This is a genomic window from Chitinophaga sp. ARDCPP14 (genome assembly GCF_051362515.1).
Lineage (GTDB): Bacteria > Bacteroidota > Bacteroidia > Chitinophagales > Chitinophagaceae > Chitinophaga.
The window spans coordinates 787,549-813,240 of the sequence record NZ_JBKIXB010000001.1; the positions used below are offsets into that span (position 1 = coordinate 787,549).

At 47.2% G+C, this 25,692-nt stretch carries 21 protein-coding genes and 1 tRNA gene; 5 read left to right on the forward strand and 17 right to left on the reverse strand.

What is annotated here, in order from left to right:
* Positions 1 to 26: 26 nt before the first annotated feature.
* Positions 27 to 221: a hypothetical protein gene (locus ACLHR0_RS03055; RefSeq protein WP_436484640.1), complete on the forward strand. Its 195-nt coding sequence runs from the start codon at positions 27 to 29 to the stop codon at positions 219 to 221.
* 1 nt (position 222) lies between these two features.
* Positions 223 to 600, forward strand: coding sequence for a hypothetical protein (locus ACLHR0_RS03060; protein WP_436484642.1), 378 nt, complete (start codon positions 223 to 225; stop codon positions 598 to 600).
* A 3-nt stretch (positions 601 to 603) separates the two neighbouring features.
* On the opposite strand, the gene ACLHR0_RS03065 is transcribed toward ACLHR0_RS03060, so the two are convergent.
* The 17 genes from ACLHR0_RS03065 to ACLHR0_RS03145 all read right to left on the reverse strand — a co-directional run bounded on the left by ACLHR0_RS03065 (position 604) and on the right by ACLHR0_RS03145 (position 22,690).
* Positions 604 to 1,101: a DUF1772 domain-containing protein gene (locus ACLHR0_RS03065; protein ID WP_436484644.1), complete on the reverse strand. Its 498-nt coding sequence runs from the start codon at positions 1,099 to 1,101 to the stop codon at positions 604 to 606.
* Between the two features lie 78 nt (positions 1,102 to 1,179).
* Positions 1,180 to 1,926 carry a hypothetical protein gene (locus ACLHR0_RS03070; protein ID WP_436484646.1) on the reverse strand — a complete coding sequence of 249 codons (747 nt, stop codon included), beginning with the start codon at positions 1,924 to 1,926 and terminating at the stop codon, positions 1,180 to 1,182.
* An 8-nt stretch (positions 1,927 to 1,934) separates the two neighbouring features.
* Positions 1,935 to 2,540, reverse strand: coding sequence for a hypothetical protein (locus ACLHR0_RS03075; protein ID WP_436484648.1), 606 nt, complete (start codon positions 2,538 to 2,540; stop codon positions 1,935 to 1,937).
* Positions 2,541 to 2,716: 176 nt separating this feature from the next.
* Positions 2,717 to 3,148: an SRPBCC family protein gene (locus ACLHR0_RS03080; protein ID WP_429045109.1), complete on the reverse strand. Its 432-nt coding sequence runs from the start codon at positions 3,146 to 3,148 to the stop codon at positions 2,717 to 2,719.
* Between the two features lie 122 nt (positions 3,149 to 3,270).
* The gene (locus ACLHR0_RS03085) at positions 3,271 to 4,443 is read right to left on the reverse strand and encodes a sialidase family protein (protein WP_436484650.1); all 1,173 of its coding nucleotides are present in this window, start codon (positions 4,441 to 4,443) and stop codon (positions 3,271 to 3,273) included.
* A gap of 2 nt (positions 4,444 to 4,445) precedes the next feature.
* Positions 4,446 to 5,675 (reverse strand): MFS transporter, encoded by a 1,230-nt coding sequence (locus ACLHR0_RS03090; protein ID WP_436484652.1) that lies wholly within the window; start codon positions 5,673 to 5,675, stop codon positions 4,446 to 4,448.
* A gap of 10 nt (positions 5,676 to 5,685) precedes the next feature.
* Entirely contained in the window at positions 5,686 to 6,822 is a 1,137-nt protein-coding gene (locus ACLHR0_RS03095) for a kelch repeat-containing protein (protein WP_436484654.1), read from the reverse strand.
* Positions 6,819 to 7,736: a dihydrodipicolinate synthase family protein gene (locus ACLHR0_RS03100; RefSeq protein WP_436484656.1), complete on the reverse strand. Its 918-nt coding sequence runs from the start codon at positions 7,734 to 7,736 to the stop codon at positions 6,819 to 6,821. The genes ACLHR0_RS03095 and ACLHR0_RS03100 overlap by 4 nt, the downstream gene beginning before the upstream one ends.
* 22 nt (positions 7,737 to 7,758) lie before the next feature.
* Positions 7,759 to 9,330, reverse strand: a complete 1,572-nt coding sequence (locus ACLHR0_RS03105; protein WP_436484658.1) for a RagB/SusD family nutrient uptake outer membrane protein — start codon at positions 9,328 to 9,330, stop codon at positions 7,759 to 7,761.
* Between the two features lie 19 nt (positions 9,331 to 9,349).
* Entirely contained in the window at positions 9,350 to 12,724 is a 3,375-nt protein-coding gene (locus ACLHR0_RS03110; protein ID WP_436484660.1) for a SusC/RagA family TonB-linked outer membrane protein, read from the reverse strand.
* A 192-nt stretch (positions 12,725 to 12,916) separates the two neighbouring features.
* Positions 12,917 to 13,612, reverse strand: coding sequence for a FadR/GntR family transcriptional regulator (locus ACLHR0_RS03115; RefSeq protein ID WP_429045096.1), 696 nt, complete (start codon positions 13,610 to 13,612; stop codon positions 12,917 to 12,919).
* 72 nt (positions 13,613 to 13,684) lie between these two features.
* A complete protein-coding gene (locus tag ACLHR0_RS03120) occupies positions 13,685 to 14,473 on the reverse strand; it encodes a patatin-like phospholipase family protein (RefSeq protein WP_436484663.1) in 789 nt (262 codons plus the stop codon).
* A gap of 29 nt (positions 14,474 to 14,502) precedes the next feature.
* A complete protein-coding gene (locus tag ACLHR0_RS03125; RefSeq protein WP_436484665.1) occupies positions 14,503 to 15,939 on the reverse strand; it encodes a hypothetical protein in 1,437 nt (478 codons plus the stop codon).
* Positions 15,940 to 16,047: 108 nt separating this feature from the next.
* On the reverse strand, positions 16,048 to 17,649 hold the full coding sequence (locus ACLHR0_RS03130; RefSeq protein ID WP_370909496.1) for a RagB/SusD family nutrient uptake outer membrane protein: 1,602 nt from the start codon (positions 17,647 to 17,649) through the stop codon (positions 16,048 to 16,050).
* Positions 17,650 to 17,666: 17 nt separating this feature from the next.
* The gene (locus ACLHR0_RS03135; protein WP_436484668.1) at positions 17,667 to 21,056 is read right to left on the reverse strand and encodes a SusC/RagA family TonB-linked outer membrane protein; all 3,390 of its coding nucleotides are present in this window, start codon (positions 21,054 to 21,056) and stop codon (positions 17,667 to 17,669) included.
* A 33-nt stretch (positions 21,057 to 21,089) separates the two neighbouring features.
* The gene (locus tag ACLHR0_RS03140; protein WP_436484670.1) at positions 21,090 to 22,043 is read right to left on the reverse strand and encodes a FecR family protein; all 954 of its coding nucleotides are present in this window, start codon (positions 22,041 to 22,043) and stop codon (positions 21,090 to 21,092) included.
* A gap of 47 nt (positions 22,044 to 22,090) precedes the next feature.
* On the reverse strand, positions 22,091 to 22,690 hold the full coding sequence (locus ACLHR0_RS03145; protein WP_429045087.1) for an RNA polymerase sigma factor: 600 nt from the start codon (positions 22,688 to 22,690) through the stop codon (positions 22,091 to 22,093).
* Between the two features lie 298 nt (positions 22,691 to 22,988).
* On the opposite strand from ACLHR0_RS03145, the gene nfi reads away from it, so the two are divergent.
* The 3 genes from nfi (at position 22,989) to ACLHR0_RS03160 (ending at position 25,678) form a co-directional block, all read left to right on the forward strand.
* The gene (nfi, locus tag ACLHR0_RS03150) at positions 22,989 to 23,651 is read left to right on the forward strand and encodes a deoxyribonuclease V (RefSeq protein WP_436484672.1); all 663 of its coding nucleotides are present in this window, start codon (positions 22,989 to 22,991) and stop codon (positions 23,649 to 23,651) included.
* 90 nt (positions 23,652 to 23,741) lie between these two features.
* Positions 23,742 to 23,815 (forward strand) — tRNA-Asp (locus ACLHR0_RS03155).
* Positions 23,816 to 24,229: 414 nt separating this feature from the next.
* Complete coding sequence (locus ACLHR0_RS03160; protein ID WP_436484673.1) at positions 24,230 to 25,678, forward strand: rhomboid family intramembrane serine protease; 1,449 nt, start codon at positions 24,230 to 24,232, stop codon at positions 25,676 to 25,678.
* Positions 25,679 to 25,692 lie beyond the last annotated feature (14 nt).

A 25,692-nucleotide genomic window follows, 5' to 3' on the forward strand; every position in this document is an offset into this window, starting at 1 on the left:
GTACATTTGTTCTAAATACCGATAATATGAATAATGAACCGGATGATCTGCAGGAGGAAGACCAGCCTTTACTGCAAAGATTAAGGAACAGCATTCTTCCTGTTAAATCAACAGATGCCACACCCGTAAAATTGTTGAAAGACAGTGCGTTTTACCTGTTTGCCGTAATGGCGTTACTTGTTACACTGCTGCTCGGAGGCGCTATTATGTTTGTATTGTAAAATGAAACGCTTATTTGATCCATTATTCCTAAGTTACTGCGGACTATGGAGTATCATCCACATCTTCCGGCATATGGGGCACCCGGTTCCGCTGCTCAACGGACACCTCACCGATTTCATGGCGGTACCTGCTATAGCGCATCTTGCGCTTGCTTTTACGCGTAGCTACATTGTCCGCGACGAAAGTTACAGCTATCCAATTTCTTACCTGCTGTTTATCGCACTATATATGTCGGTAGTTTTTGAATGGGTAATGCCACAGTTTTCTGCTGCCTACACCGGAGATATGTGGGATGTAGTAATGTACTTTGGAGGAGGATTATTTTATTATTATGTACATGAAAAACGGATTACATTAAAGGGGAAGATGCCTTCCTGATACTCATCTCAAGCCAATACACCCCGCCACCATCAATGCCACCGTACCTACAGCCGCCACCGTCCGCACCATATTCAACCGGTTCCATCGTTCCTCGAACGCTGCCCGCTGCTCCGCCAGCTGCCCCGCAGAAGTAGCGGTAAGATCCGCTTTGTCCAATGCATTATTGAGCGGAACATTGCCGGCCATCGTCACACCAAAAACGCCAATAAAATAAACGAATGTAGCACCTAATACACACCAGCTTCCAGGCGACACTGAATAACTGAAATATGCCCAGGTGCAAACAGGCAATAAAGCAAGGGAGCCTAAAAAAGAAGCAAAAAATACCGGATTGAGGATAGCCCGGTTGATAGATTGCATGGCCGACAAATAACCGATATCAGATAACCGGCCAAGCCCCGGGTTAACAGAACAGGAATAGGCGTAGAAAAGGCCTCCCATCAATGCAGTGGAAACAGCCGTAATTCCCAATAAAATCTGCAGGAAAGTTAGTCCCATGAACGAAAAATTTAAATGACGTGGACAATATATCTTACATGAAAATATAACATCCCCCTCATATAAACTATAACTGATTTACCAGCTGAGCTCCGTCAAACTCACTGTACCACTCATGTTTAGGTTCTTTATTAAATTGGGGCTACAATACAATGATCTGAGAGACCGTAATCCACGGATTTTCAGGGTCGACAAAAACATATTGTCATCGAGGTCCACCTTCTCCAGTTTTTTCAAAGATGTAAGATCAATGGAAGAAATATTATTATTGTTCAGATTCAGTTTTTTCACCCCCGATCCTTCCGCCACGAATTCTACCAGGCTATTATACTGCAGTTCTACATTTTCCAGGTTCGGCAGGTGACTGAAATTCACTTTAAATAAAGCGTTCCGGTACATCTTCAGGTCGTTCAGCTTATTAAGCCCGGTGAGATCCAGCGCACGGATCTTGTTATCATTGAGGTACATGGTTTCCAGGTTGGTGAGGCCCTTCACGCGTGCATACTCCATGTTGTTATTAGCGCCGTAAATGCTTCTCAGGCTGGCCATCCCTTCCAGGTCCAGTGTTTTGATCTGGTTATCATAAAAACCAAATTCCTTGAGGTTGGTAAAATTTTTAATACCGGTAAGATTGGCAATACCAGCGCCATTTACATACAGCCGGGTCACCTTCTGGGCTTCGGCTGCCTGTATCTCCCCGTCGTTGTTGGTATCAAAGCCCTGGTTGATCAGCGCCGCTTTGAAATTGGCATCCGGAATTTTGACGGTTTGTGCCTGTACTTGCAATGCCATCAAAAGAACAGCAAATAAGAATATCTTTTTCATGGCTCTGTTTAGTTACTGATAACGGTATTCACTACTTCTCCCTCTTTATTTACTTCTACAAATCCGGCTACTTCATCTTCTGCTTGATAATAATAAGAATAGGCATTATAAATAGGTTCAGACCTGACTTCATTGCCGCTGTATACGTTGTAAAAGGTACGGGTACCGGTGCGGAGGATAAGATTCTTCTTCCGCTCATACTCAATCCAGGTAACGAGATAATACTTCCCCGGTTTGAGTTCTGTAAATTCAAAGTTACCCTGGTCATCCAGGTAGCGGCCTTCTATGCGGTAAGTGAAGGCGTCGTTAGTCATGGAGGCTTGTTTCTTTCCTTTGTTGTACTTCTTCTTCAGCTCAAGAAACTCAGTAAAATAAGGGGTTACCGGAAACAGGATGATATTATGGCCTTTTGTGGCAAAATTAACTTTGCCTTTCTTTTTCAGAGAAGCATTACCCCGGATGGTAGCAGTGCCGGGCTCCAGTAACTTGTTGGTAGCCGCCTCATCGAAGGAAGCAGCAGGGAGAATATATTCCACTCCTTTTTGCGCAGATGCCGTGATGGAAGCCGATGCAAAGTATAACATACAACCGATCAGCAGTGATTTCCGGTTCATAACAAGTTCTGTTTTTAATATTCCAGCCACATGATAACCATGGGGGAAATTATACCCCAAAAGACGGAATACCACGGCAATTCAGCAATACCTGCAAACAGTCATTTAAATCTACCTGGATACAGGTATAAAAAAACCGCATGGATCCATGCGGTTATATAGCTTTCCCGAGATGACTAAGCCAGTGTTTCTGTATATTTTTTGAAATTATCCAGGATAGCCTGCCAGCCGCCCTGTTGCATTTCAACGCTATGGGTGTCTTCTGCGTCAAAGGTTTCTGTAACAGCGGTGGTGTCGCCGGCAGTGGAGAAGGTCACCCGTACTGTTCTGCCATCACCCATGGTGTAGGTAATGAGTTCGTGTTCCGTCACTTCGTCGTACACGCCACCGAAATCAAAACCAAAACTGCCGTCTTTAGCTTCCATGCGGGTTTCGAACTTACCACCCGGGCGCAGGTCATTTACAGACTTTGGAGAGTGCCAGTCCTCTGAAGCAGTATTCCACTTAACAATATGTTCGGGTGCATTCCACAACTCCCATACTTTTGCAACAGGTGCATTAATGGTTGCGCTTACCGTGATCTTCGTTGTGTTATTAGCTGTTTGCATGTTTTTAAGATTTAAATGTTAACCGTTATTGTTAATGCAAACATAGCATGAGTATTTTATTCCCGGCATGGCTGAATACGACAAAATAGTGTCGTATTTGCGACAGCCGCCGCAATACCGGTTTACTTCCAGTTTACCACCGTAAATACAATGGAAGAATAGTGGTCCTTTTCATACAGCACACCTATTTTCTTCCGGCCCAGCTGCACAATGTCAGAGTATGCCGCGTAGCCATATCCGGCTTTTTTTGAGCCATCCCCTTTATAGATGACATAGCTTTTCTTCCAGGTGCGCCCGTCGTCGAAACTGATGCGGAGTGTGAGGTTATCCCTTTCCAGTGAATCGGCGGCATTGCAAAAGGCGAGTATCTTTTTGCCTTTAGAAGTACCTATGTCCAGGATGCTGCCCTGGCATACGGCGTCTACCAGCTGCTGGTCAAAATAAGTGGTATCCCAGGTAGCGCCGCCATCACTGCTGACAGACACGATCCGCTCCTTCACATCCTTTGCCTGGTTACGGCTGTTCATCATCAGCTTATCGCCGGAGAGTTGAGCAGCCATTGATTCATTGCTACCGGGCAAATTAATACTGTTGCCTAAATGAAATGTTTTACCATGATCATCGGTGTAGTACCCATGTGCCACATAATGCCGCGCGCCGGGCAATGCTTTACCAGCAGTGTGATTGGCAGCAATAAAAATTCTTCCTTTAAATTTCCCCTCAGAAAACTGCATAACATGGCCAGGCGTATTGGCGTAATAGCGCCAGTCTTCCGCAAAATTAAACGCCGGGTCAATATCAGGTTGCTTAGGACGATGCACCTGCAACGTAATATCCACCGGCGCCGCCCACGTGCGACCGCCATCCGCAGAGGTGATATAATAGCAATGCTTTATTCCTTTGCCTTTAATAATATCTCCCTCCTTATGTGTACCCGTGTTGTAAAAAAGAAAGACCCTGCCCTGCGGATAGGCCGGATCGGTAAGATCAACCACCGGCGCGGGATTGGAGAGTTGCAGGTTATCGGCGCCTGCCACCACCTGCATGGGCGACCAGGTTTTGCCTTTATCCTTACTGCGTTTCATCACCATATCAATATCCCCGAAATCGTCCATCCCGTTTACACGGCCTTCTGCAAAAGCCAGCAAATCGCCACCGGGCAATGCAATAATTGCAGGGATGCGGAATGTTTTATAACCATCTGTTCCGGAAATAAAAACGGGTATTTCTTTTTGTTGCGCATACGCAGTGCCGAGGCATATCAGCAGCAGCACAGTCATTATCTTTTTAATCATTATTATTTATTTATCAGGTCAATATCATTGGTTTTCGGACGCAAAAAACATAGTTGAATAATAATCGCTACCAGTACAATTCCCGCCAGCATGGCAAAGCTTTGCCCGAGATTGCCCGCATCCGTGGAGCGTCCCAGCAGATCGGTGATAAAAGCGCCGGCAAATACGCCGGACATATTCAGTATCCCATAGGCAGTAGCCCGGTACCCCGATGGTACAAACTGGCAGAGGATAGGCATGTTATTGCCATCAAACATACCAAAGCCTACACCAAACAGCACAGCCGCTCCCATTATGTGCGCCAGGCTGTGTCCCAGCCCTATCAGCAGCAATGCAGGGATGGTCAGCGATAAGCCGATGGCGCTGGTGTAAATTCTTCCCTTGTTATTTTGCTGTACCCACTTGTCAGATAATATGCCTCCGAAAATTACCCCGAGGAAAGAAGAAGCCGCGATAGTAATGGTAGATAAAGGGCCTGCGGCCGACATATCTATCTGTAAACTTTCAGAAAATAAAGTCGGCAGCCAGTTTTTGATCCCCCAGCCAGGTAGACTCGGAATAGCAAAATAAAACAAGAGTATCCAGAAAGAAATATTTGTCATCAGTAATCCAAACCCTTTCAGAAAAGGCGGCCGCTCCTTTACCGTATCCGGCGGGCCTTTCACGGCTTCCCTCAAACATACGATCAACACCAGCGAGTACACAATACCAATGATACCAAACGTATGAAAGGTAGCATGCCACGAGAACCTGGCGGCAATAGTAGCGCCAAAACCGCCAAGCGCCTGTCCCATGTAAAGCCCGGTCATATGAATCCCCACAGCCAGCGACCGGGTGGCAGAGGAATGGAAATCTGCTATGAGCGACAGTCCGGCCGGTATATACAACGCCTCGCTAACGCCCATCACCGCGCGTAACCAATACAGCTGCTGAAAAGTAGTAGCATAGCCCATGGCAAATGTTACCCCCGACCACACAAACAGGCTGCCCACAATCAGCCATTTCCGGTTAAGCCTGTCCGCAATAATACCCGACAACGGACTCATAAATCCATAGATCCATAGGAAGATGGCCATCAGGTAGCCAAAATTCGTGGCCGATTGCAAAGCTGCAATATCCACCTGCATGGCGGGTTTCATGGTCGACAACATCTGCCTGTCCATGTAATTCAGCAATGCTACTACCCATAGCAATCCTACTACTACCCAGCGATAACTTCCTTTATTGGACATGATACTCAGATCAGTTGAAAAATAATTTACCCGAAATTATCACCGGCGTGCGCACTCCCGCTTTTATTTCCCCGGAAGGAATCATGATCACCCCGTTCCACAGCAACGCGGTGGTGGTAACAGGTCCTTCCATCGTTAAAGCGTTTGTTGCTTTCCATTGGCCGGTGGTGGTGTTATATAGTAATACTTCTTTTGTGAATCCCGGATGTGTATTCAGCAACGCCTTCTTTTCATTTGTCAGCGCTTCTTTCCTGATGGCATCAGTAGCCGCACTGATGGCGGCATTCAGCGCTTCCATCTTACTGAATACGGCTCCTTTGTCGCCGCTGCAATACAGGATTTCATGATCCCCCACGGCGAGCCCCGTGCCTGCGGATACAGGGTAAGGCAGCGGATTTTTCCGGGTCCATGCTTTTGTATGCAGATCATAGCGGTAAGTGGTATTAAAAATATCGCTGATGCTGTTACTGTTTTTCCGTCTGCCTCCGACCAGGTACACGCCGCCATCCTGTACCGCCATTACAGCATGGGAAACGGCCACCGGTATATCTGCCAGCGTTTGCCAGGCAGCGCCCGGCGTGGATACATCCAGCGAAAAGAATTTAGCGGAGGGACCGTTCACCGATTCGCCACCGGCTATATACAGCGTATGCTGATAACAGGCGCCCGATAAATTGGTGAGCGCCACCGGTAATGATGGCAGCGATGTGAAAGTAATTTCACCGGCAGTGTTACATGTTAGCAACGTTACTTTATCCGTGGGACCGTGATCATTTTCACCACCTGCGTAAATAAGGCCTTCCGGCATGCTCACATTGGCGCTATACGCCAGCGGTTGCGGCAATGATTGCCGGCTTACCACACCCGGCAGCACATTTCCTTTTCCATCTTGCCGGAAAATATAAATGTCCTGTTTATAATTCTTTATACCGCCGTTCCACGGCATGGCCGCCGGGAAATTGGCGCCACCGGCCACGATCATTATATCATTACTAATGCCTGCTACCGGCCCGGCTACGCCGGGTTGCACCGGTTGCCCGGCAGCAGGCGGAAGCACTGCCGCCACAGACCATTGCACATTTCTTACCTGGGCGTTGATATTGTTCACCGTTGTCATCATAAATATCGAATAAAGCAGGTATTTCATGAATGCTGTACTTTCTGAAAAAATGAAATGGCTTCCAGCTCTTTATACAATTTATCGTATTGCGCGGGAGTAAACGTGGTTAAAGGCAGCCGGCATGGCCCCAGGTCCCAGCCCAGCATTTTCATAATCGCCTTCTGCGCCGGTATAGGCGGGTATTTTGCAAAGATCCTGATCGCCTCTACCATGAATAAATGCTGTTGCTGCGCGGCTTTTATATCGCCCTTTTCAAAATACGCTTTTGTTTGCAGATACAGCGGTGCGGCAAAAGTATATGTGCTGCCGATAGCACCTTTGGCGCCTACAGCCAATGCAGGCAGCAACAACTCATCGAATCCGAACAGCACATCGAAGCGACCGTTCTGATAATTAAAACAGGATTGATATTCCTGGATGGTGGAAGAGGTGTATTTGATACCAGCAAGATTGGGGATCCTGTTGCCGGCTATTTCCAGGAACTCCATCATATCCATGCCTACACCGGTGAGCGTAGGAATATGATAATAATAAAAAGGCAGTGCAGGCGCGGCAGCGGCAATATCCGCCATGGCATCGGCGAGCACTTGTACCGAAGTAGGTTTAAAATAAAATGCGGCCACCGAGGAAAAGGCGTCTGCTCCTATGGAGGCCGCATGGGCGGCCAGCTTCCGCGATTCGGCGATGCTGCTGTGACCAACGTGCACAATGATCAGCAACCGCTTAGCGGCTGCTTTTACAAATGCTTCTGCTACCTGCATTCTTTCTTCGGTGGTCATGTTAGGACCTTCGCCATTACTGCCGCAAACAAATATTCCTTTTAAGCCGTCTTTTACCAGCTTATCGGTTAAAGCGGGTACCAGCTCCAGGTTCAGGGAGCTATCCCCGTGAAAGGGAGTAAATGCGGCTGCGATCAGTCCTTCAATATGTTCATGCTTCATGAAATGATACTTTTATATTGGGTTATTCGGGTTTCGAAGTAGCGTAACCAGGCGTTTGGTTAACGAGCAAATCGGTGGTCCATACGTTGGCATCGATCGGCCATAATATTTTATATGCCTGTGTGGCTTTATTCAGCACGCCAAAAGGATGGCCTGCATTGATAAATACCAGCGGTTCATTGCCGTATTTCATCCTGCGCAAATCGTACCAGCGTTTGCCTTCATGTACAAACTCTTTACTGCGTTCTGCGAAGATGGCAAGTTCATTGGCATCTTTAGACGAATTTACGAAAGGAGCCGGATCAATACCAGGGCCGCCGAAGGCACGGTCGCGCACGGCTTTGATATAAGGCGACGGATCGCCCCCTTCTGCATTCACTATTTCTGCCAGCATCAGCAGCCGGTCGGCCTCGCGGTAAACGGGCCAATCGTCGGAGAAATATCTCTTTTGTGTTACGGCATCAAAAGTGCCGAGGAATTTACGTAATACGGTGTTCCGCACTTTCACCACGGGGGTTCCGCTGGTTTTATCTACTTTATAAAAATCGTAAAAGGTAGCCGCTTTGCGTTGATCCAGGTTATCATAAGCCTGGAATAATTTAAAGCTGTAACGGTAACGTTGAATGATCTGTTTTGAATTTACCTGTCCGATGTTCAGCGGATCCGTGAGCTTTGGACCCGAGGCGAGTGAATCGGCGTACCAGTCCTGCGCCATACCGGGCAGGTCGTAAGTAAACAATGATACGCTGGACATTTCAGCTTCGTTTACCATGAAAGAAATCGCAAAAATGATTTCGTTATTTTTTTTGTTGGCATAAGCAAATACGTCGCTGAACTTTGGCAACAAACTGGTACCTGTTACAGCATTGAGCGCAGATTTTGCGGTGGCCAGATCCGCCGTGTTACCATACACCCTGGCTGACCATAAATATATTTCGCCTTTCAGCATTAATGCCGCCGCCGGCGACCATTGTCCTTTGGATTTTGCCGCTGCCATACCAAAATTAGTGACCGCCTTATCCACATCCGACTTCACCGACGCCAGCACTGCTGCTTCCGTAGCCCGTGGCATGCGCAGTAATACGGGATCTGTTACACCGTTAGCCACATCAGGGGTTAGCCGCAGCGGCACACCACCATAAGTACGTAACAGGTGAAAATAGTAATAGGCCCTCATGGCATATGCCTGGCCAAGCAGGTATTTCTTTTTATCATCTCCCAAAAAACTGGCTGCTTCCACTTTTTGTATAAAGAGATTTATTTGTAAGATGGGTCCGTAGAATCCGGCCCAGTTGTTCACACCGGAAACGTTTTCTTCCAACCGTTGCTCAATAAGGGGACTTTCCTGCAACGATAATGAAAAAGCTTCTTCCGTGGTAAAGCCACCACCGCGCATTTCCCCCAACCGGAAGAATTGGAACTGGTCGTTGCGAAACTCATTATGCAAGCCTGTCATAAAGCTGTTGATCTGTGCTTCGTTCTTCCAGAAGTTAACATCTCCGAAAGAATCTTCCGGCGACAACTGCAATGTTTTTTTACAGGAGCTGGCAGCCGTTACTATCAGTGCCAGCAGGAAAATATATGTTGTTTTCATGAGTGCTGATTTGATTGCGTTAGAAGGTGAGGTTAGCGGAGAATACCAGTGAGGTGGGAATCGTATATACACCATCCTGCTGCCCGGTGCGTTCCGGCAGCGCCAGCATTTTATTGCTGATGTATCCAAGGTTTTGCCCGGTGACCATCACCGTTAAGCCCGCAATATTTGCGTTATTAAGCATCTTCTTCGGCACTATGTAGCTCAGCGTTACTTCGCGGAAAGCGAGATAGCTGGAGTTTTTCCAGAACATATCACTGTGGCGGTCATAGTTCTTTTTCAGCTGCTGATCCTGGTTTACGTAGATCGGGTATTTGGCGTTGGGATTTTCCGGTGTCCAGGTATCTTTTACCAGGTCGGTGCCGTTGAATTCTCCCTGCATGCTGCCGAGCGCCCACATTTGTTTTACATCCATCTGCATAAAACCGATGGCGTAATCAAGACGGGCAAACAGCTGTAATCCTTTCCAGCCGGCAGCTACATTGAACCCGCCGGTCCAACGCGGAATGGTGTGACCTAATGATACACGGTCCCTGAAATCGATCGTATCGTTCCTGTCGAGGTCTTTCCATTTCATATCACCTAAACTGGTAGCCCAGAATCCGGTAAGCCCGTTTTTATCTATCAGCTGCTGACTGGCCACCGGGCGGCCGGCGGCATTGTTCAGCTGCACCTGGCCGGCAGCGAGATCTATTTTATTATAGGCCGCTAAATCAGCGGTTGTTCTGATGATGCCATCTGTTACATAGCCGAATACTTCGCCCGGCTCCTGCCCTTCCTGCAAACCGCCGGCCCATATAAGCCTGCCGGTAGATGGATCATAGATCTGCACCCCGTTCTGGCGGTTATTTTCATTTCCGTTGTACGGCAATTTCAACACTACATTTTTATTCCACGCCACATTAGCGCCCACGCTAACATTCCAGTTGCCCGACTGCAATACTTTATAATTCAGGTCTGCTTCAAATCCCCTGTTCCGCATGGATCCGTTGTTGGTGAGAATGCTGCCTACACCGGCGGATCCGGGCAGGTTTACGCTGGCAATTTTATCGGTGGTGATCCGGTTGTAATAAGCGATGCTTCCGTTCAGGCGGTTATTGAATAATCCGTATTCCACGGCGCCTTCAACGGTATTTGTTTTCTCCCACCGCAAGCCGGGATTGGGAATATTACCCAATGAAAATCCGATCACACTTTCATAACGGGTGGTAGCCGGGTAACCACCCTGGAGGGAATATACATCGATAGTGCCGTCGGAGCGTTTTCCCACTTCACCGATGTTACCATTCTTTCCCCAGCTGCCGCGCAATTTCAGGAAGGATAACCACTTGCTGGTGTTCACCATAAAGTTCTCCTTGTGCAGCAACCAGCCCACGGAAGCACCGGGAAACAGGCCATACTGGTTATCGCCTATCAGCCTGGAATAGCCGTCCCTTCTGGCGGTAAACGTAGCGAGGTATTTTCCTTTCCAGTCGTAGTTAATACGCCCAAAGCCAGAGAAGATACGTTCCCGGAGATGATACGAATTTTGCCCGCGGGTGTTGGCGTCGCTGGAGGTTAATCCCAACGTCGGGAAATCATCTGTAGGCGCCAGTTTCCCGCTGGCCGACAAGCCATAATTATAAGCGTCAAAAAATTCACCGCCGATCATGGCGTCGATGTTGTGATCGTCGTGAATAATTTTGTTGTAGTGAAGGGTGGCGTTATAGGTTTGACGCACCGTGCGATCAAAGGCTGCACTGCTGTTGCGGGTGCGGTCCCATCCTGCGTTGGGATCGGTTTTACTCATTACGCCGGTACGGAAATCTTTGTTGAATGATTCGTTAAAGCTTTCGTCGTACATGAGAATAGCGCCCACTCTGAAGTAAAGATCTTTGTACAGGTCAACTTTAAAAGATTGGGCGAGGGTAAATTTATCTGCCTGGTTTTTCCGGGAATATTTGTCCATGTTCACGGCGGGGTTACCATCGCCTGCATTCCTTCCCAGGAGCGGTTCCCCGTTGGTGTTGCTGCCACGCATGGTAGGCGCGGCCATCAGCAAACGCCCCCAGTAATTCACATCGCTGGTTTGTGCCTGATCCCGGGAGTTGGCGCGGGAAAAGGACACATTGCTTTCCGACTTCAGCCAGGTTCTTATTTTGTAATCGCCGTTGAGCGTAAAATTCAATCGCTTGTAAAACGATTTGCGTGCAATACCATCTTCGTTATAATAACCGAGGTTGGCATAGTAGGCGCCTTTTTCGTTACCACCAGTCATACTGATATTATAATCCTGTGTGAGTGATTTTTTATTAAAGGCATTGTCTCCATAACTGAAGCCTTTATAGATAAGGTCTGCATAGGTACCGTTGGGATCATACTGCCCGGCGGCATTGGTGGGGATAGCGTCTTTCATTACTTTCCAGCCATCGTTGGCAGAGAGCAGTTCCCTGTTCTGATCGGTGAGGCGCATGGGGCTGAATAAGGCATTGAGGTTGTAGTTGCCGTCTACAATATTTCCATCGGCATCTTTATAAACGTTGCCGGTACCACGTGGACCGGAAGCATTGATCAGGCTTTGGTTACCGTTTACCTTGTAGGTTTCCACCAGTGCTTTTCTTCCCCAGTATAAATATTCTTCCGGGGTGAGTAAGGTGTAGGGAGAATTTAAATAGTTGAATCCTGTTTTTACTTTCAGGTTAATTTCCGATGTCCCTGACTTTCCTCTTTTGGTGGTGATCATGATGACGCCGTTGCTGGCGCGGGCGCCGTAGATGGCTGTAGCCGATGCGTCTTTCAGTACTTCCATACTGGCAATATCTTCCGGGTTGATATCACTTAAAGAGGGGCGGAATTGTCCGTCGATGATGATGAGTGGACTGCCGGAGCCATCGAAGTTGGTACCACCGCGGAGGATGATGTTGGGGATAGCGCCGGGTTTACCGGAGTTGGTGGATACTCTCACCCCGGCAATGGTGCCGGCCAGCGCCTGTGCGGGGTTGGCGCGGATACCAGATTCGAGGATCCGTTTGTCCAGTCGCGCTACTGATGCGGTCAGGCTGCTCTTCTTTTGTGTACCATATCCCACTACTATTACTTCATCCATTTTAGAGGTAGCGGATACCAGGGAGATGTTTACCGTAGTGCGGTTTCCTGCTGCGATTTCCTGCGGCGTAAACCCGATATAGGAAATGCGTAGCACATCTTCGGGTGCAGCTGCTATGCTGAAGTAGCCTTCCGCGTTGGTGATGGTGGCCGTTTTCTTTCCTTTGATGACAACGCTTACACCGGGCAGTGGCTGCTGATCTTCTGAAGAGATGATCCTGCCGGTGATTTTCTTTGGTTGAGCTACAGCTATTGTACTGATGGCAATGGCAAGGAGTACCCCCATCAGTTTGTTGAGAGCAATTTTCATACGGGAATTTGTTTAGACAATTAACTTGTACTAATATTCTTAAATACTTATGTACTACATATTAAAATTGCCTAAAAAAATCCATACCGCAAAACATTTTTCAAAAAAAGAAAATGCCGGTGTATGGAAAGATGTATGAAAGCGAAGGCCATAGCCACTTTTGGAGCAATGGACTGGCGTAACTTATCGTGCTTACTTTTTCAGCTTTTTGAAATGATGTTCAAGATGTTTCCGCATGCCTTCGCGGAATTCTTCCCGGGAGCCATTCTTCAACAGGTTTACCAAATCGATATGTGATACCTTGCCTACGATCGGCACTTTTTCTTCGTTCACCAGGTGTCCGAAAATAGGAAGCAGCATCGTCTGAAAACGTTGCATGGTGCGGTTACCGGTCATCTGGTAAATTTTACCATGAAATTCTACTTCATGTTTAATCCGGAAATTTTGTTTGGTGGGTGTTGTCTTCTGACTGAGGGCAATTTTCTCCAGTTCTTCAATGTCCTTTTTTGTTTTGCGGATATATAAAATATCAGCCAGGCCCATTTCCAGGGTAAGCCGCAATTCAAAAATATCCTGCAGCGTGGTATCGTCGATGATCAGCGGATCCATCACACGTTCCATGGAGCCCAGGATATCGGGGCTGGACAGTACCATGCCTCTCCGTTTCTTTGTTTCAATCATGCCCAGCATTCTCAAGCGGCTGAGGGCCTCGCGCAATACATTACGGCTCACTCCCAGGGCTTCTGTCAACTCCATTTCTTTTGGCAGGGCATCCCCGGGTTTGAACGATTTTCGTTTGAGATATTCCAGCAGCTTCATTTCCACCTCGTCTGCCATCGTTTTATAACTCACTTTTCCAATATCGATATGTAAATTCTCAATTCCCATAAAACAAGCTGATATTTTGTTTAAATGTACTACAAATTAACAGATCACCAGGATCACATCAATAATATGCGTTTACTCATGCAGCATCACCGGCTGCTCTTGTAATTGACGGCGGGTATATTCAAGCCCGGCTGCATAAATAGCCTCCAGGTGCTTGAAGTCAAACATACCGAATTTACCCAGGTCTGTTGGTTCAATAAAATAGCTGCACAGCAACTTGTTTTTCAGTACCGGCTCACGAATGGCCAGGTGAAGGGTTCTTTCCACATTGGCCAGGAAGCCTTCTGCCGGGTTGTAAGGCGTAAGCGGATTTACATGCACCCCAATGATATCGTGGTATTCGGCCAGGAGTGGTTCTATGGGCAGGTTGCCGGAAAGGCCGCCATCTACATACTGTACACCATTTATCTCCACCGGCGGGAACAGCAGCGGCACAGAGGACGCGGCCAGGATAGCCGGGATCAAGGGACCTTCACTGAAAATACGTTGATTGCCCGTTAAAAAATCAGTGGCGGTGATATACAAAGGCGTATTCAGTTCTTCAAATGTCTGATGCCGGAGTGTTTGCTTTAGTACTTCTGCTACTTTTTTGAGAGACAGAAAACCGGCACGCCAGTTCCGCCAGTGCATCGACAGCCCAAGCTTATGCGCCCGGAATATTTCCCTCACCTCATCGGTGTTGTATCCATCACAAATAAAAGCGGCTGCTATAGAACCCGCGCTGGTAGCCGAAATTGCTTCCGGGTAAATATCCTGTTCGGAAAATGCTTTTAAAACGCCCAGGTGGGCATATCCCCTGGCGCCACCACCGGATAAAACAAACGGGCGTTTCACAGATGGGCGGGTTTGCTGATCATTCATCCGGCTAATATAAAAAAACCTTCCGCATTTTACGGGGTAGTCTGAAACATTATATAAACCGGGCTCTCCCCCACTTCTAAACGCACAGCAGTATCCCCGGTTTTCTCCCACTTCACCTGCTTTGCAGGTTCATCTGCGGTGGTCATAGCGGTAGCGCTCACCGGCAACGACGGCAGATTATCCAGTACCGCATTTACCACATGTGGCTGATAGCCTTTCTGCTGATGGGTTTTGGCGCCGGTAGGCGACCAGGCCACCCATACCAGCATCTTCGGATCATCTCCCTTTATAAATTCAAACACATACAGGGAATCTGTTTCTTTTTTTACAACACGCCGGAAACGGTAGTCTCCCAATGTCTGGTACAGTTGCTTCACCGCCCAGAACGACATCTTCGGAACAAAATTCCGCGTAAGCCCGGAAGCGGCGTGAAAAGAAGCTTCATCTTCATCATTATAGTAATACAGGTAAGCACGCCGTATGTCAAGCGTAGCGAACATCAGAAAAGATCGCACCAGGTACTGCGCCTGCTGCAGATCGCTGGCTCCCTGCCAGTTCAGTTTCAGCGCCCAGTCTTTCCGGTGCTTCATGGCCTCCGGCGTACATGCATCATACCCGAATTCCGTTACCCATACTTCTTTGTCTTTTGCATGCTGATTGCGCCATGTAATGGCATCCTCTATTACTTTGAGATATTGCAGGGAATTATCTTCAGGATAACTTCTGTTCCAGCTGTTTTCATTGCCGGCTGATTGTGCTATGGTAGGATAAGTATGCACATTGATCACATCATAAAGGGGAAGTATTTTTTTATCTATATACAAATCATTCAATCCCTGTGAATATGGATCTGCCTTTACGGCTACTGCCGGTGTAACAATTTTCATAGCCGGATCGCCGGCACGCACCCCGTCGGCCATTTTTGTAAACAGCGTTTTGAAAAGCGCCGGATCAAACCTGGTACCTGGCTCGTTATCAATTTCCAGGGAAGTACATAATTTTTCCGCTCCTGATGGCCCGTAATAAGCCGCCATTGCTTTGCCGTAATCATATGCCCACTGTTCCTTACCGGCCCATAACTGTTTGTAGTTAGGACTTCCCAATCCTACCCCCAGGAATTGCATACAGATATCTGTTTCAAATCCCGCTTCTTTCCAGGGTCCATAAGCATCGCGTTTCCAGTTAATATTATTGATGGTGTTAGGGATGGTGATGGGATCGCCGGGGGCTTTTACATCCCAGCTGATATTATGATAACTGCGCACCAGCCGGCATACCTGCTTATATAAATCCGGTTTGAAAGTAAGATGGCCGTTGACACCCATAAAATCCCTGAATAGCGGCCGGCTGGTAACCGGTATGGAATCGGTGGTGGCGAGGCTCGTTTGTGCAGGACCATGTTCTGCACAGCTTATCATAAGAGCAGTAAAGAAGAGGATGGTGGTAAACAAATACTTCCGTGGCATAATACAATGAGCATAAGGAGTGAAACAAAAACGGCGAATGGTAAGGGTGAAGATATATAAATATCTTTACTCTTACCATCCGCCTGTATCATTGTTCGCTATTCGCGGTTAGTTTCTCCAGCCCGGCACCTGTTTGTACACACCGTTGCTCTGCGCAATTACATCAGGATTCATGGGCCATGCCATATGTTTGGCCGGGTCAAAATTACGTGCCGGCCATACCTGTTTTATTTCGTAAGACGATAATGGATTCACCTTATCGCTGTGGATACGGCCATGTAAAGGCGCATTGATCTTTGCATAATCGCCCCATCTCTTGAGATCCTGCAGGCGGTCTGTCCATTCGCAGGCCAGTTCCACGCGGCGTTCATGCTTGAGATCCTCCATCGTAGGATTTGCAATACCTGCCAGTCCTACGCGGCTGCGCACTTCATTCAGCGGTGCAGCGGCTTCGCCTGCCCTGCCCAGTTTGATCAGCGCTTCTGCTTTAAAGAGCAGTATTTCCGCATAGCGCATCAGTGGTAAATTGAGTGCGGTAGTTGGATAATCCGGGCTCTGATTGATGTTGGTATTGGTGGTAATAACACCATCTTTACCGTAAGAGTAAGGCTCCATATACTTATTCATCTGGAAACCCGACAAGCTGTTGGTAGAATAGTAAGAACGCACCAGGCCAAAGAAAGTGAACTTATCACCAAATTTCAGGATGGTTACTTCCCTTCTTGGGTCATTCGCTTCGTATTCATCATACAGTTCTTCTGTAGGCTGGAAATAGCCCCAGCCATTGAAAATAGCCCAGCCGGTATTTTCCAGTACTACGCCTGGAAATTCTGAACCACCCTGCACACCGGAAGTAACAGACCACATATATTCAGAGCTCCAGTTATTGGCGATACTGAAAACAGCGCGGTAATTCTGCTGGCTGTTTTCTTTTCCTTTGATGAGGGCACGGTGGCCTTCATCCCTGATCTTATCAGCGAGTGCCGGGATCAGCGACCATTTGGAGGCATCGTACTGTGCCCAGTAAGCGTATGCTTTTACCATATAGCCCCATGCAGCAGCTCTGTGCGCGCGTCCCTGGTCGGAGGTGCTATATGTTTCAAAGAGGGGCAGCAGGGAGGCTGCCTTTTCCATATCGCTGACGATTTGTGCATAGTTGTCCGTTACAGAAGGTAGCTGAGGCGGAATACGTTTTCCGAATTCAGGATTTTCCGGTCCGTCGAAAGGAACGCCCTGGTCTTTATGCCCCCAGAGATAAGCCACCCAGAAATGTGCAAATCCGCGCATGAAATACGCTTCGCCCAATGCCTGGTTGCGTGCTGCTTCCGTGGTATTTTTTGAGGTGGGTACATTCTGGATCACCTGGTTGGCGCGGTTGATCATTTTATACAGATCCGCCCATCCGCTTTTCAGGTAACCTTCACGGCCACTTGGAATAAAGTTCTTGATATTTTCACCGTCTGCCTTCGCCCTTCCTACAATCAGGTCGTCGCTGGCATCCTGCACCCAGAAAAGGTCGCGCCCCCAGGTAGATTCATTACGCATGGCCACATACATGTCGTTGGTAGCCTTGCGGAGATCATTGTCACTTTGCCAGAAGTAAGCAGTGGTAGGTGCGCCGTTGGGTTTTGTATCTACCCATTTGTTACAGGCACTTGCACTCAACATCAGCGATCCCGCGAGAAATATATGTTTGAATGTTGTTTTCATAAAAGCGTTTGGTTTGATCAGAATTTAATATTTGCACCCAGGGAAAACACACGTGATACCGGGAACTGGCCACCATCCAGACCGATACCGCCCACTTCAGGGTCCATGCCGGTGTATTTGGTGATGGTGAGCAGGTTATCGCCGCTGAAGTATACGCGAAGCCCCTGGTTCCAGCTCATTTTCTTAAAGGTATAGCCGATCAGCAGGTTCTTTAATCTCAGGTAGTTACCATTTTCAAGATACCAGTCGGAGTTGGTCTGAAAATTTTTATTGGGATCATTTGCAGAGATACGGGGAATGTTGGATCCTTTATTTTCTGGAGACCATGCATCCAGGATTTTATCCCAACGGTTGTACCCCTGTTCGGAGCCGCTTAAGGTGGTCATCTTGAAAGCGTTGAACAGCTTTACGCCGCCTACGCCCTGCATAAACAGGCTCAGGTCAAAATTTTTCCAGGTGAAGCTGGCCGTGAATCCATAAGTGAGTTTTGGGAATGCATTGCCCATGTATACACGGTCGCCATCATTGATGGCGCCATCACCATTCTGATCTACAAATTTCAGGTCACCGGCTTTCGCACTGGGCTGGATCATCTTACCATCTTTCTGGTAGGCTTTTGCTTCGTCGTCTGATTGGAAGATACCGGCGGTTTTTATTAACCAGTAAGAATAAAACGGCTGCCCTACTTTAGAACGGAAAGGCGTGAGCACTCCTCTGAAAGCATCATTGTGTACCATTACAGAGGAGGGATCAGTATCGATATATTCCACATTGTTTTTTAATGTGGCCATATTGGCGCTCAGGCTATATCCCAGCTGTCCTACGTGATCATTCCAGGATACGGCAACTTCCACACCTTTATTGCCGATTTCCCCTTTGTTAATCAGGGGCGCATCCAGTCCAAAGGTATTGGGCCAGGCAGCGGCCTGTTGTTGGATCAGGTCGTAGGTGAGTTTATCAAAGTAATCGGCGGTAATGGACAGGCGTTGTTTCAGCAGGCTGATATCAATACCGATGTCTGTTTGCTGTGAAGTTTCCCAGGAAAGTGAAGGATTGAAGGCTGCTGTCATTGCCAGGGAATTGCTTCGTGGCGCACCATCGCCGATCTGAAAGGTATAATCCGGTGTGAGTTTAGCATAACCATAATAGTGTGCGATAGAGCCCAGGTTACCTATTCGGCCCCAGCTTCCCCTGATCTTGAGCAGATCCATCCATTTTACATTATCCATGAAAGACTCTGAGCTGATTTTCCATGCGGCGGTTACACCCGGAAATCCTTTGGAGCGGTAACCTTCTGCTAACCTGCCGGCTACGTCATTACGGTAACTGGCGGTTACAAAGTACCGGTCTGCCCAGCTATAGGATAATCTTCCTACGTAGGAAACTGTCCGGTCTTTCCATTCATCATCAGCCGGCAGATTCTGATCAAAGATGGTGGCATTGGTAAAAAACTGCGCCCAGTCTGCCTCATTTTCAAATCCTTTTGCAGCAGCGGAGAAATTGCGGTTGGATTCTTCCTGGCCGGTCATAGAGGCCATCACACCGATGTTATGCCGGTTGATGATCTTATTATAGTTAAGGGTATTTTCCCAGATCCAGTTATAACCTTTGTCTGTAGAATAAGTTAACGTATTCTGGTCATTTGGTTTTCCGGGTTCTGTTCTTCTGGGCTCAAAATTTTTCCACAGTGCATTTTGCTGACGGTAAGAAAAACGGGAAAGGTAAGTGAGGCCAGGGATAATATCAGATACTGTTAATTCTGTTACCGACTGCAGATCGTTTCTTTTGTTATAGGGTTTGTTTCTCAACAGGGTAGCTACCGGGTTGATCACATCTCCATAAATCCCGTTATACTGAGAACCCCTCGGACCCACACCGCCAAAGGTGCCATCGCTGTAATACGGCGTAGCAGAACGGGGCATATACAGGGCGGAGAGGATAGCGCCGCTGTAACCGCTGGCAGTTTCTGCGTCCCTGTTATCGTTGTTATTCCAGAAGATATCCTGGCGCAGTTTAACGTTCTTAGTAAACTGATAATTTGCATTAAATCTCAGGGAAATATTTTTATTATAGGTATTGATCAGCGTACCTTCTTCCTTCTCATAACGTGCCTGGAAGAGGGTAGAAAATTTGTCTGTTCCGGCGTTTACGCTGATATTGTGCCGTTGTACGAGACCAGTACGGAAAATTTCGTCCATCCAGTCGGTGCGGTTTACCAGGCCATCCGGGTTTTTAGCAGGATTCCATCCTTCGAGCGGGGGCAATCCGGCATTGGTTTGTGCGAGGTTGGATACCCTGCCCTGTTCTTCCGCGGTGAGCGACTGCAACGTACGCCATGGTTGCTTGGCGCCTACGAAGCCGGTATACTGCACACTGGGCAACCCTTGTGTTGCCTGGCGGGTAGTGATGAGGATAACCCCTGCCGAACCGGAGAAAGCGCCGTAAATAGCTGCGGAAGCCGCATCTTTCAGCACCGTGATCGATTCCACATCTGCAGGGTTGTAAGGGGCGCCGGGTACTCCATCCACCACATACAGCACATTTTCACTGTTGGCCGAACCCACGCCGCGAATGGTTACCTTGTTGGCATTGCTGGTATGACCACCATTACTTACCACGGTGATACCAGGTACTTTACCCTGTATCATATTGGCAACATCCAGTACCGGGCGTTCCTTGATCTGTTTCATGTCTGGCACTACTGCTACGGCAGCGGAGAGGTCACCTTTTTTTGCGGTGCCATAACCAAGTACCACCACTTCATTCAGTGCGTTGTTGCTGGTTTTCAGTGTCAGGTTCACCGTATCTGAGCTACCGGCAGGCATTTCCACGGTTTCATAGCCTACATAACTGAAGCTGAGAATTGCTTTATCGTTTTCCAGGGTGATTTCAAATTTGCCATCGGCATCTGTAACGGTTCTTGTTTTAGTGCCCTTTACCCAAACAGATACGCCGGGAATAGGTTCTTTATCTTCGGTAGTTACGCGGCCGGTAATTTTGCGGGCGACTGCCTGGCTGGTTTGTACTTCCGGATCTTTTTCCGCTTTCCTGAGCAGGATTGCTTTGTCGCTTACGCTGTACTCTATACCTGATTTACTACGGAGCATGTTGAGGGCTTCGTTCAAACTAATATTATCCGGTTTGTAATCCCTGACAATAATTTTGTCGAAGTCCTGTTTTACATAATTAAATGTAAAGCTGCTCTGGTGCCCCAGTGCGCTCAGCACCTGGGAAAGGGAGGCACGGGAAATATCCAGTTTCACTTTTTCGCTCAACCCGGTTTGCCTGGCGTATCCGAAGGTAGCTGGCAACAGGGCACATCCCATTAGCAGGAAACGTTTGATGCGGGATACAGCAGGCCCGCTGCTGCGGGTATGCTGATCAGCGGAAGTAAATGTCATTTTCATGTGTTGAAATTTTCAGGAGCGTTCACGTGTTATTTAATAGATGGTCACCTGTTTGTCGGAAATACGGAATTGTTTACGGCTGATGTAGCATAGATTCCCCAGCATTTTTACGAAGCTGTCTTTTTGGAAGAGCACAGAAACATTTTTTTCGATGCCTTGTGTGTTCTCCCATTTCACCTGATAACCGTTGCGTGTGCACAATCGCATTACGGCATCTTTGAAAGGCAGATCGGTAGCGCTGAATGCGCCTTCTTTCCAGGCGGCCACTTTGCCGGCTTCTGTAGCGGAAATATTCAGTGCTTTATCTTCATTATTATAAGCGGCGGCATAGCCAGGTTTCAGTATGGTACTGTCTTTTCCCGTATGTACTTTTACTTTACCCTGTACCAGTGATACACGGGTTAATCCTTCGCCGGCATAGGCTTCTACGTTGAACTGCGTGCCCAGTACCTGGATCGCGAGATCCCTGGTGTGGATGACGAACGGCTTGTTCCTGTTGCCCTGTACTTCGAAAAAGCCTTCACCGGTGAGTTGTACATTGCGGCTTTGTTTATTGTAGTCCTCCTTCCATTTGAGAGAAGCGGCGGTATTCAGCCAGATGCGGGAGCTATCCGGCAGTACGACCAGTTTAATATCGCCGGTTTCATTGGTGACCTGGAATGATTTGTTATCTGCGAGGCGGACAGGTGGCTGCTGTGAATAACGGAGCCACATAAATCCTGCACCGGCAAATAACAAGATGCTGGCGGCGGCAGCCCATTGGGCAGCACGTTTTTTCCACCAGGCCACCGGGGCAGCCGGCAACATGCTGTGAAAATTAGCCAGGAATTGCTGCCGGTAAAGGTTTGATTCCAGGGCAGACAAATCTGCTTCGCTGTTTAAACCGTCATACCAGTTGTCCAGTAATGCCAGTTCTTCCTGCGTACATTTTCCTGCATGAAACTTTTTCAACAGGGCTTCTGCCCTTGGATATTTTTGTATTGCCATCTGTTAATGAATACCCGCAACACAAAAAATGTTAACTCGATCTAAGGTTAAGGAATTGTAAACAGTAAAAAAGAGGAGATAAGGCTGGCAGACAAAGCCGGATTTGCTTTAATATGTGCCTTTACCTGTTTAAGGGCACGGCTGTATAAAACGCGCGCGGAGCCGGCATCTATACCCAATTGCTGGGCAATTTTCTGATAAGAATAGTGGTGGTTTACGCGAAGGATAAATAGTTGGCGCTGACTGGGAGAAAGGATTTCCAGCGCTTCAGAGATAATGGTTTCTTTTAGTCCGTGCAGTTCGTCGGAGGCTATTGCACCCGGTGACTCCAGGGTGTCGTTTAATAGTATTTCCAGCTTTTTCAGGTGTGCCTGGTAACGGCCATTGGTGCGATAATATTTAAAGATGCGCAGTTTCAGGGCATGGAGCAGGTAAAACTCCAGCGTTTCATCTTTGGGCACTTCCTCCCATTTCACCCATAGTGAAAGCAGCACATCCTGTACAATATCAAATGCGTCGTGCGGATTGGTTTTGGCCACGGCGATACCGAGTAACTTATCCCAGTAGGAAGCTACAGCCGCTTCAAAGTCGGCCTGGCCGGAAACCCCGGATGCATGATGGAAAGATATTTTCTTAAGCGCAGACATAAGTTGAAATATAACAGTCCCTACAAAAGTAATTGTCTAATATTACGTGGATATTAACGTTATGAATCCAGGCTTCTTTTCTTTTGAAAATCGATTTAGCAGATCCTCACAGGAAGAAGTGGTGTTGCTCCTGTGCTGTTCATTATAAAGTTGTTACTGTACTTTGATTGATATTTTAATGTGGACTGATTGGCCTCAATCAAATATAAATTTACTTTTTCAAACGGGAAAGAATATTTATAAAGCGTACATCTTACCTCAAAAAAAGTATCTTTCTGCCTGTTTTAAAAAGTCGCCTATGCTCACCGAAGATGCAGCTATCGCCATACAGGAAGAATTGCGCCGGCAGGTAATCACCACCGATGAATTGCCGGATACCATTAAAATTATTGCCGGCACCGACGTGGAATACGACAAAGATTCCAACCTGATTGCCGGCAGCATTGTATTGCTGGATTACACCACGCTGCAGGTACTGGCCGTGGCTACTCATTGTATGAAAGTCACCTTTCCCTATATCCCCGGATTATTTTCCTTCCGGGAAATGCCTCCCCTGCTGAAAGCCTGGGAAAAACTCCCCCTGCTTCCGGACCTCATCGTTTGTGACGGCCAGGGACTGGCCCATCAGCGCCGTTTTGGAATGGCCTGTCACTTTGGGGTAACGGTTAACAAACCCGTGATCGGCTGTGGTAAAACACGGCTATGTGGTGAATATCATCACCTCGGAGAAGAAAGAGGCAGTGTTGCCCCCTTAACAGAAGCCGGTGAGCATATCGGTAATGCACTGCGGACACAAACCGGCATTAACCCGGTATTTGTTTCCACAGGACATAAAATATCGCTGGCTACTGCCACTGACATCGTACTGAAATTATGTACACAGTACCGCTTACCGGAAACCACCCGGATATCCGATCATTATGGACGACTGGCGCTGCTTGAATACAAAAAAGAAGGGTGATAGAAATATTTGGAGAAATGATTTTATTATTTATATATTTGCAACCCCAAACGGGGAATACAGAATGGCTGAAAGGCTTGCCTGTAGGAAGGATCGGTAGTTCAGTTGGTTAGAATGCCGCCCTGTCACGGCGGAGGTCGCGGGTTCGAGTCCCGTCCGGTCCGCAAAGCCACTCTTAAAGAGTGGCTTTTTTTATTAAAACCCGCTAGAATCAGGGTTTTAGCAAGAAAAGCATATTAAGTAATAAACAAACATTACCAAAGAGAAAGGGTACCTAAAAGGGTACCTATTTTATTTCCGAAACTGGGCCCCCCGGTTAGCCCAATGTTTCACTCTTCCAGCTGACTATCTTGATTTTATTAAGAAATATAATGGGACGAAAGAGCAATCGGAAATAATCAAAATCTGAAATTGTGGGGTATTGAGGAACTTGTTAAATTAAATACGTACTATGAGGTGTATCGCTATGCATCTGATTATTTCATTTTTGGCTCTGATGTAGGAGGAACAGCATACGCTTTCAATAAGCAAAATTCGTCAATAGTATAAGCTGACCGACAGAAAAACTATCACGGAATATGAAAATTGAGCAACACTTATCTAAGAATGAGTTGACTGACAAGCAGTTTTTGGTGATTGCATTTGAAACGGTTAAATATCTTGGCTGGCGTATCAGATTTATCTCAGATGCCGGTGTCATTGCTTATACCAATAATGGCGAGCATTCCTGGAACGGAGAAATCACTGTTAAACTGGACGCATCTGGTGCTATGGTGCAATGTGTTACCATATCAAGTCTGCTAACTGACAACGGACGCAGCGAGGCCGCCGTACGTGCATTTGTTTTCTCATTTGAAAAGATAAAATCAGAGATCAACGAAGATGAAGTGCATGAAAAATATAAAACCTACAAAAAAGATTTTGTTCCCGCTTACGAAGATACTTTAAAGCCCGATGTAAGGCCGAAATTTTCTTACTTAGGTGGGTTGCTGTCTTTTTTTAAACCGGCAACAGGCTACTTTTTTACCCCTATTCTAATTGTACTCAATATTTTAATCTACCTCATCATGGTATGTTCGGGTGTAGCTGTATTCGAGCCTGATGCCGTAAGCATGACCGCATGGGGAGCGAATGCAACTATTTATACGCTCGGGGGTCAATGGTGGAGATTAATTACGAGCTGCTTTATTCACTTCGGCATAATCCACCTGCTGCTAAATATGTATGCCCTTGCTTTTGTAGGATTATTTTTAGAACCGTTTCTGGGAAGGGTAAAATTCGTCACAGCATACCTTCTGGCTGGCATTTTTGCAAGTGTGATCAGCCTTTGGTGGCATGACAATACCGTGAGTGCCGGCGCCTCAGGCGCTATCTTCGGATTATATGGGGTATTCCTTGCACTGTTAAGCACAAATCACATCGAGCGTTCCATGCGCAAAGGTTTGCTCACAAACATCGGCCTTTTTGTGGTTTACAATTTAGTATTCGGCAGTTTTAAAAGTGGAATAGATAACGCAGCACACCTGGGGGGACTGCTTGCAGGCGTGATGATCGGATACGCCTATTACCCCGCTTTGCAAAAACCCGGGAATGTCTTGTTAAAATGGCTTACACAGATATTGTCGATAACTGGTGTCATTCTTGTTTCAGCGGTAATTTACGTTAACCTTGCCAAAAGCGACAAGGTTACCTACCAGAAGCAGATCCAGGAATTTTACCAAATCGATACCAATGCATTAAAAGTGCTAAGAGGGCAGGAAAACAGTACGGGCGAAGAATTATTTCGGGCACTGCAACAAGGAAAATCAGCCTGGAGTCATGGTATTGAATTGATCACCGAATTGGATAAAATGAACCTCTCTAACCGGTTACACCTGCGCAACCAAACGCTCATCAAATATTGCAGACTAAGAATAAAAGCTTGTGAACTAATCGCCCAGGACCCGGAGCAAGGTATAAATAGCTATTCATCAGAAATGCAACAGATTAATATGCAAATAGGGGAAGTTCTTGACGATCTGAAATAAGACTAAGGGTATAA